General features: G+C 33.3%; 12 protein-coding genes and 9 tRNA genes. 19 read left to right on the top strand and 2 right to left on the bottom strand.

Annotation, left to right across the window (positions count from 1 at the left end; all coding sequences use genetic code 11):
• The 9 genes from HMPREF1253_RS00840 to HMPREF1253_RS00800 all read left to right on the top strand — a co-directional run bounded on the left by HMPREF1253_RS00840 (window position 1) and on the right by HMPREF1253_RS00800 (window position 798).
• Window positions 1–77: transfer RNA gene (locus HMPREF1253_RS00840), tRNA-Met, on the top strand.
• A 12-nt stretch (window positions 78–89) separates the two neighbouring features.
• Window positions 90–166, top strand: a tRNA-Met gene (locus tag HMPREF1253_RS00835).
• 3 nt (window positions 167–169) lie between these two features.
• Window positions 170–244: transfer RNA gene (locus HMPREF1253_RS00830), tRNA-Glu, on the top strand.
• 5 nt (window positions 245–249) lie between these two features.
• Window positions 250–325, top strand: a tRNA-Val gene (locus HMPREF1253_RS00825).
• A gap of 4 nt (window positions 326–329) precedes the next feature.
• Window positions 330–406, top strand: a tRNA-Asp gene (locus tag HMPREF1253_RS00820).
• A gap of 20 nt (window positions 407–426) precedes the next feature.
• A tRNA-Thr gene (locus HMPREF1253_RS00815) sits at window positions 427–502 on the top strand.
• Window positions 503–516: 14 nt separating this feature from the next.
• Window positions 517–602: transfer RNA gene (locus HMPREF1253_RS00810), tRNA-Tyr, on the top strand.
• A 33-nt stretch (window positions 603–635) separates the two neighbouring features.
• A tRNA-Gly gene (locus HMPREF1253_RS00805) sits at window positions 636–710 on the top strand.
• Window positions 711–721: 11 nt separating this feature from the next.
• A tRNA-Arg gene (locus HMPREF1253_RS00800) sits at window positions 722–798 on the top strand.
• Window positions 799–936: 138 nt separating this feature from the next.
• Here the strand turns inward: HMPREF1253_RS00800 and HMPREF1253_RS00795 are convergent.
• Window positions 937–1,989, bottom strand: coding sequence for a tyrosine-type recombinase/integrase (locus HMPREF1253_RS00795; protein ID WP_023054839.1), 1,053 nt, complete (start codon window positions 1,987–1,989; stop codon window positions 937–939).
• Window positions 1,990–2,001: 12 nt separating this feature from the next.
• Window positions 2,002–2,649, bottom strand: a complete 648-nt coding sequence (locus tag HMPREF1253_RS10185; protein WP_023054872.1) for a LexA family transcriptional regulator — start codon at window positions 2,647–2,649, stop codon at window positions 2,002–2,004.
• 155 nt (window positions 2,650–2,804) lie between these two features.
• Here HMPREF1253_RS10185 and HMPREF1253_RS00785 point away from each other — a divergent pair, with 155 nt between their 5' ends.
• From HMPREF1253_RS00785 to HMPREF1253_RS00745, 10 genes are all read left to right on the top strand, one after another.
• On the top strand, window positions 2,805–3,011 hold the full coding sequence (locus tag HMPREF1253_RS00785; protein ID WP_023054799.1) for a helix-turn-helix transcriptional regulator: 207 nt from the start codon (window positions 2,805–2,807) through the stop codon (window positions 3,009–3,011).
• Between the two features lie 35 nt (window positions 3,012–3,046).
• Window positions 3,047–3,256 carry a helix-turn-helix transcriptional regulator gene (locus HMPREF1253_RS00780; protein ID WP_023054780.1) on the top strand — a complete coding sequence of 70 codons (210 nt, stop codon included), beginning with the start codon at window positions 3,047–3,049 and terminating at the stop codon, window positions 3,254–3,256.
• Window positions 3,257–3,589: 333 nt separating this feature from the next.
• The gene (locus tag HMPREF1253_RS10325) at window positions 3,590–3,877 is read left to right on the top strand and encodes a hypothetical protein (RefSeq protein WP_023054797.1); all 288 of its coding nucleotides are present in this window, start codon (window positions 3,590–3,592) and stop codon (window positions 3,875–3,877) included.
• 221 nt (window positions 3,878–4,098) lie between these two features.
• A complete protein-coding gene (locus tag HMPREF1253_RS10010) occupies window positions 4,099–4,239 on the top strand; it encodes a hypothetical protein (protein WP_023054818.1) in 141 nt (46 codons plus the stop codon).
• Window positions 4,236–4,442 carry a hypothetical protein gene (locus tag HMPREF1253_RS00770; protein WP_023054774.1) on the top strand — a complete coding sequence of 69 codons (207 nt, stop codon included), beginning with the start codon at window positions 4,236–4,238 and terminating at the stop codon, window positions 4,440–4,442. Before HMPREF1253_RS10010 ends, HMPREF1253_RS00770 begins: the two co-directional genes overlap by 4 nt.
• Window positions 4,429–4,899 (top strand): siphovirus Gp157 family protein, encoded by a 471-nt coding sequence (locus HMPREF1253_RS00765; protein ID WP_023054866.1) that lies wholly within the window; start codon window positions 4,429–4,431, stop codon window positions 4,897–4,899. The genes HMPREF1253_RS00770 and HMPREF1253_RS00765 overlap by 14 nt, the downstream gene beginning before the upstream one ends.
• 11 nt (window positions 4,900–4,910) lie before the next feature.
• A complete protein-coding gene (locus tag HMPREF1253_RS00760; RefSeq protein WP_023054844.1) occupies window positions 4,911–5,660 on the top strand; it encodes a hypothetical protein in 750 nt (249 codons plus the stop codon).
• Window positions 5,661–5,684: 24 nt separating this feature from the next.
• Entirely contained in the window at window positions 5,685–6,503 is an 819-nt protein-coding gene (locus HMPREF1253_RS00755) for a DUF4373 domain-containing protein (protein WP_023054874.1), read from the top strand.
• Window positions 6,493–6,720 carry a hypothetical protein gene (locus tag HMPREF1253_RS00750; protein ID WP_023054857.1) on the top strand — a complete coding sequence of 76 codons (228 nt, stop codon included), beginning with the start codon at window positions 6,493–6,495 and terminating at the stop codon, window positions 6,718–6,720. Before HMPREF1253_RS00755 ends, HMPREF1253_RS00750 begins: the two co-directional genes overlap by 11 nt.
• Window positions 6,710–7,063: a DUF1064 domain-containing protein gene (locus tag HMPREF1253_RS00745; RefSeq protein ID WP_023054864.1), complete on the top strand. Its 354-nt coding sequence runs from the start codon at window positions 6,710–6,712 to the stop codon at window positions 7,061–7,063. The genes HMPREF1253_RS00750 and HMPREF1253_RS00745 overlap by 11 nt, the downstream gene beginning before the upstream one ends.
• The last annotated feature ends 28 nt before the right edge of the window (window positions 7,064–7,091 follow it).

The raw sequence follows: 7,091 nt of genomic DNA, 5'->3' as shown, positions 1-7,091 counted from the left end.
CGCGGGATGGAGCAGTTTGGTAGCTCGTCGGGCTCATAACCCGAAGGTCGAAGGTTCGAATCCTTCTCCCGCTACCATTTTTTTAATAAGGCGGCGTAGCTCAGATGGCTAGAGCATTCGGTTCATACCCGAAGTGTCAGGAGTTCAAATCTCTTCGCCGCTACCATAAGGCCCTGTGGTCAAGCGGTTAAGACACCACCCTTTCACGGTGGTATCTCGGGTTCGATTCCCGACAGGGTCACCAAATAAGGACGCATAGCTCAGTTGGGAGAGCATCTGCCTTACAAGCAGGGGGTCATAGGTTCGAGCCCTATTGTGTCCACCAAAATGGCCTGGTAGTTCAGCTGGTTAGAATGCCAGCCTGTCACGCTGGAGGTCGTCGGTTCGAGCCCGATCCAGGTCGCCAAAGAAAAGAGAATGGAACTTGCTGGTGTAGCTCAATTGGTAGAGCAACTGACTTGTAATCAGTAGGTTAGGGGTTCAAGTCCTCCCACCAGCTCCATTATTTTTTCATATGGAGGAGTACCCAAGTTGGCCAAAGGGGACGGACTGTAAATCCGTTAGCATCGCTTTCAGTGGTTCAAATCCACTCTCCTCCACCAATAAAAATTAAACAATAAAATAAAATTACTTATGCGGATGTGGCTCAGTGGTAGAGCATCGCCTTGCCAAGGCGAGGGTCGCGAGTTCGAATCTCGTCATCCGCTCCATTTTTTTGTATGCGCCTTTAGCTCAGCTGGATAGAGCGTTTGACTACGGATCAAAAGGCCGGGGGTTCGAATCCTCTAAGGCGCGCCAATCAAAACGTTGGAATTTAAACATTCTAACGTTTATTTTATTTTTACGATATTTCTTATAAAATACCCTAAAATTTAGACGGTTGGTAACACGTTGGTAACGCATTGGTAACACGTTGGTAACGCATTGGTAACTACGTTATTTATTAATTGCTTTATCTATATAACTACCAATTGGAATATTGTTTATAGATTTTCTTAATAATTCTATATCAGTAGAGGTATAAACGTTTGAAGTTAATGAATAATCTTCGTGCCCCATTAGTCTACTTATTGAATCTTTATTTGAAATGTATTTATTACATAAATTTGCAAAATAATGTCTACAAGAATGTGGTCTTAATTTAGGTAGTTCTAAATCTTCTAAAAGTGGATAGTAAATGTATTTTCTATAATAATCAGTGCTTATTTTTTGTCCTTCTTTTTCAAATAGGTATGATCTTGAAGAATTATAGCGTTTTAATATAAACGGGAATAATGCTGGATGTATTGGAGTTATTTTATTTTTACCAGCTTGGGTCTTATTTCCCCATTTGATTATTTTTTCTTTCATATCTATCTTATCTTTAGTTAAGGTTAACATTTCACCGACCCTGTCTCCTGTATAAAGCATAAATAAAATTGAGTCCACCCAATCTTTGAATTTATTTCTCCACAAAATTTCAATTTCTTCTTCGTTAAATATCTTTATATCATTCAAATTGTTTTTTCGTGGGAGTTCAATCATTTCACCACGATTAACTTCGCAAAAGTCATTTTCCATTGCTATTTTATAAATTTGAATGGCTACTGTTTTCATTTGTTTTTTTGATGAGTATGATTTTAGTTCAATGTTATCTAAAACTTTTTGAAGATCACTTTTTTTAATTTCCCTAATATTTCTATCTTTTAAAGGCTCCCAATATTTCCAAGCAAATTTATATGTTGCTACAGTGGAGCTTGAAATCTTATCAAATCTTGCTTCTTCAAACATTTTATAAGCTTGACCAAAGGTTATGCTGTTACCAATGTTAGGATTGTCATTATATTTAGCGAGATATATTTCAGCTTCTTTCCTTGTTTGGAAGTATCCTAATATCTTTCTAATTTCTTGTCCTGTATCAGTATAGCCGGTAGTTACTCTTACTATAAATGGTTTTCTTCTATTTCCACTCAACTTTGTAACTGACCCATAGCCGTTAGCTTTTTTCATAATATCACCTCATTAATCTAAAACAACATTATACATAACGACTTTGCCGATTATTTCAACATTTAAACTATCATCTTTTTTAAAAACTATATCTGTAAAGACTTCGTTAGAGGAGTTAGGACGGAAGACGATTTTATCCGAATAATTGTAAAAATGCTTAACGGAGTATTCATAGTCGTGCTGAAAAACTACAATATCACCATTATTAAGATTTTCTACATCATGATTTCTTAATACAGCAATTAGAGACCCGTCAGGGAAAAGCCGATCCATTGAAGAACCATTGACCTTCATTATCATTATGTTTTTATTATTTGCATATTTTCCAAGTAGATAATTAGGCAATGTTATTGTAGGAGCGTTGACGATTGCTTCAATAGTCAATGGAGATCCCGCAGCTATTGACTCAATAAATGGATATTGATAGCTTATGTCCGCATAGCCTAAGACTTCAACGCTATCTTCCCAACCCATGAGGTAAGCAGGGGATACACCCAAGGCTTCTGAAATTCTTTCAATTCTATCCGAAGGAATATTTGTAATTTTGCCACTTTCATATCTTTGAATAGTAGCTTTATTTACATCTGCCCTTTTCCCCAAATCTTCTAAAGTCATTTTGTTTTCAAGTCTTTTTTGTTTAATTCTATCCCCAATATTCATTATTTATCCCCCTTTCTTTCATTTATAATAACAAAAAATTACTCTAAAAGCAACAAAAATTTAGTAAAAAGTTAAAATAATCGCTTGACAAGCAACAAAAAGCATAGTATTATAAAGTTACTCAGTAAGAAACATTAATAAATGGAGGTGGTTTTTTGAATATTAATAAGCTAAAGGGATTATTTATAGAAAAAGGATATACACAACAAGATATAGCTAGAGAACTAGGTATAACACCAAATACACTAAGAAGAAGGATGAAAGACGAGATATTTAATACAGATGAGATCAATAAATTAATTGAAATCTTAGATATTAAAGAGCCAATGGAAATTTTTTTTGCAAATAAAGTTACGTACTAAGCAACAGAATAATTGGAAAAGGAAGGTGATTAAAATTGCTAAACATTTTAAAACTTAAAGGCAAGGTTGCCGAACAAAATCTAAATATGACAAGTCTTTCTAAAAAAATAGGAATGGATAAAAACACCCTATATAGAAAGATATCAAATGACGGCGAAAAGCTAAACCTAGGAGACATAAAAGATATTTGCAAGGCTTTAGAGTTAAGTTTTGAAGATGCTTGCACAATATTTATGAATATGTAAAAGAGCAAGACTTAATCTTGCTCAGTTGCTCAATTGGTTAGCTATTTAGTTTTTCTTGATGCTCTTTGAACAAGGGCACTTGCTGCAGCTGTTTTAGATGCCTTTGAAGTGCGCCCGTCACGTAGCACTTTTGAAGCAGCAGTAGCAGCTCTCTTGGAAGTCTGTTTAGAATTTCTCAATAACAATCACCTCCTTCTGTATATATTTTACTAAATTATACAACATATAGTATCATTTATCAATAAAATATATAAAAGCATACTATATAAGGTGATTAAAAATTGAGATTTAAAAAGGAAGGTGATAAGTAGTGAAGATATTGCGAGGTGGAGAGTGAAAGTAATAATTAATCATGAATATGTAAGTAAAAAGGAATTGAAGGAAATAGCAAAAATAGCTGCTGAATTTGAAAAAGAGTACAGCTGCGAAGGAGAAAATATGGAAGCAACAATGACAGTTAAAGAAGCCGCTAAAAAATTAGGCAAGTCCGAAACCTTTATAAGAGAGGGGTTAGCAAGAGGATTGCTCCCATTTGGCGCGGGATATGCAATAAGCGGAAAAAGAAGAAGTTTTATAATTTTTAGAAAAAAATTTGAGGAATATGTAGGGGGCGAGAAATGAAATTAGTTTTTGAGAATGGAAAATATATAGATTTTAATAAAGGAATTTGGGTAGGGTTAAAAGCCATAGTTTTTATGGTGCTTTTAATTTTAATGCTTGCGTTTGTGGGAGATTAATAATGAGAGAGGCAAATGAAAAAAGCCCTGCAGCTACCAACTACAAGACTTTAAATAATTAAAAAAACATTTATTTGCCTCTATTATAACACAAGGAGGTTAAAAATGAACGAAAAATTAATAGAAAAGAAAGAGGAATTTTATTTACTTAGCGAAGAAATCCATGATCTCTTAATGAAAAGGCAAGAAATTATTGAAGAAATCCATGAGCTTGAAGATGAGGTTCTCTATGAGGTTGCTATATGAGAAATGTTTATTTAGTTAAGCTTTCAAGTGGCAAAGAGTATGTATTACCTGAAGAAAAAGATTATGACAATATTTTGGCCGCTCTAAGGCAAGGACATAGGATTTTTACAATAAGATTTCCAAGAGCGACTATAAATTTGAATTTGGATAAGGTTGAAGAAGTGGTTTTTAGAAGTGAGGAGATATTTGATGAAACTTTATGAATTAACAGAAATTTATAACAATTTACTTGATTTAGACATAGAAGATGTAGAACTGGAAAAACATCTTGAAAATATTAATGATGAAATTGAAGTTAAAGCAGAAAATATTGCAAAAATTTTAAAAGATCTTGAGAAAGATGAGGAAGGCTTAAAAAAAGAAGAAGAAAGGCTCTATAAAAAAAGAAAATCTATTGAGAGCAGATGCGATAATTTAAAAAAATACCTGCAGGACAATATGATGGCTTTGAATAAAAAGAAATTTAAAACAGATCTATTTAGTTTTAATATTCAAAAGAATGCTCCAAGCTTGAGAATTATTGACGAAGGAAAAATACCTGAAGATTATTGGATTGTAGAGAGAAAAATAAATAAAAATGATTTAAAGCAAGCTGTAAAAGAAGGACTTTTAAAAGATGCGGCTGAATTAGTACAAACAGAAAGTCTAAGAATTAGATAAAGGAGATAAGAATGGAAACAAATCAAATGGACGTTAAAAAGGTAGACAGTCTTAGTATTATTGAAAATATTAATGCTAATGCAGTTAATACAACTTTAACTAAGATTAATCAGTTTCAAGAAATAGTGCAAAGTCAATTCCGACAAGATCATGATTTTGGAATTATACCAGGAACTAAAAAGCCTACTATGCTCAAGCCTGGTGCTGAAAAAATAATAATGCTATTGGGTCTTACTTCAGAATTTGAAATTTTAGAATCTACAAGAGATTTTGACCAGGGTTTTTTCCAATATCAGATCAAGTGCCAGCTTAAAAAAGATGGCTTTGTAATCACGGAAGGAATTGGATCTGCAAATACAAGGGAATCTAAATATTTAAAGGGCGATCCATACACTTTAGACAATACGGTTTTAAAGATGGCAAAAAAGAGAGCACTCGTTGATGCTGCTTTATTAGTAGGTTCTTTATCTGATGTATTTACTCAAGATATTGAAGATATGGACTTAGATGGAAATCAAGCAAGCAATTATCAAAGGACCTACACAGACCAAGACGGAACAATAACTAAGGCTCAAGCTAAAAGAATGTATGCAATTTCTGACGGAGATAGCGACCTTTGCAAGGCTGTAATTGCAAAGTATGGATATAAAAAATCTGACGAGGTTAAAAAAATAGATTACGAAAAAATTTGTAAAGAGATAGAAGATTTAAAGAATCTTCCTATAGGCAATACTGAAAATGCCTTACCATTTGAAAGTTAATTAATTAATAGAAGGGAGAAAATAATGGCAAGACCGCTAAAAGACGGAATTGATTATTTTCCACTTGATATAAATTTTTTAAAAGATATAAAGATTAGAAAAATTCTAATAGCTTGTGGGCCGCAATCTATTGCTGTACTCATCAGCCTGCTATGTACTATCTATCGAGATGACGGGTACTACATGAGGTGGGACGAAGATGTTCGGTTTTTAATTTCTGACGAAGTTGGGGTTAAAGAATCGTTAGTACAAGAGGTCGTAACAAAGACTATAGATGTAGATTTTTTTAACGCAGATTTATTTAAAAAATATAAAATCCTAACATCTGCAGGAACACAAAAAAGATATCTTGAAGCAACATCAAGACGTAAGAACACTGAGATAAAAAATATCTATAATTTAATTAATGTTAACAATAACTCAGTTAATGTATACAATAACTCAGTTAATGTATACAAAAGTACACAAAGGAAAGGAAAGGAAAGTAAAGAAAAGGAAAGGAGAGAGATATATAGCATTAATTCTCTTTTACCTAAATTTACTGTGCTCTTAAATTCTAAGCCAAATGCTTTTATTCTCTCTCAAATCCAAAAAAAGTGGGATTTGAAAAAACTTTATGATGAAGTTTCAAAAAGTGCTTGGCTGCAAGAGAATTTAGATTTATCAAGGTCATCAGATTCTTTTTTGGCAAAGATAGTTTCAGGCTATTATAGGAATTTTAAGAAAAATAAAAATAAAAATTCATACAATCCGACAACTGATAAGTATACAAACGCAGAACTTGAGGAAATTGGAAAGGCTAAGACAGATAAGCTTTTAGAGGAGATGGACAATGGACGTTAGAAGTGCACAGATGGCTTTAAAGGCTAAAAATAAAGTTAGGTATACAGGAAGATGCCTAAGCAATTTAAAGGGCTCTCAGGCCCTATATAGATGCATCAGTGCCTTAATTTATCGTTATGTTGATGGAAAACTCCTATGCTTTGCAGAACTTTTGGATATGTCTGGAAACAGTGTAAGGATCGTAGACATTAGCGAGGTGGAGAATTATGAATATTAAGCCGACTTACAGGAAATATAGATCAAAAAAGACAAAGGTCGACGGGATCGCCTTCGACAGTAAAAAAGAAGCTGCAAGATACCAGGAGCTTAAGCTGATGGAAAGGGCAGGGGTTATTAAAGACTTAAGCCTACAGCCTAATTTTTTACTTCAAGATAAATTTAAGTACAAAGGTAAGGCTCAAAGAAAAATTGAGTATATAGCTGATTTCATGTACTGGGATTGTGAGAAGAAGACCTGCATAGTTGAGGACGTTAAAGGGGTTAGGACTGAAGTCTACAAGATTAAGAAGAAAATATTTTTAAAAAAATATGGTAAAAAATATGATTTTATAGAGACTTAGTGTTAATAAATGTTAATTGAGGTGGAAG

The organism is Peptoniphilus sp. BV3C26 (genome assembly GCF_000478985.1).
GTDB lineage: Bacteria > Bacillota > Clostridia > Tissierellales > Peptoniphilaceae > Peptoniphilus_B > Peptoniphilus_B koenoeneniae.
The sequence above is the reverse complement of the archived record's forward strand: the minus strand, read 5'-3'. Positions and strand labels throughout refer to the sequence as shown.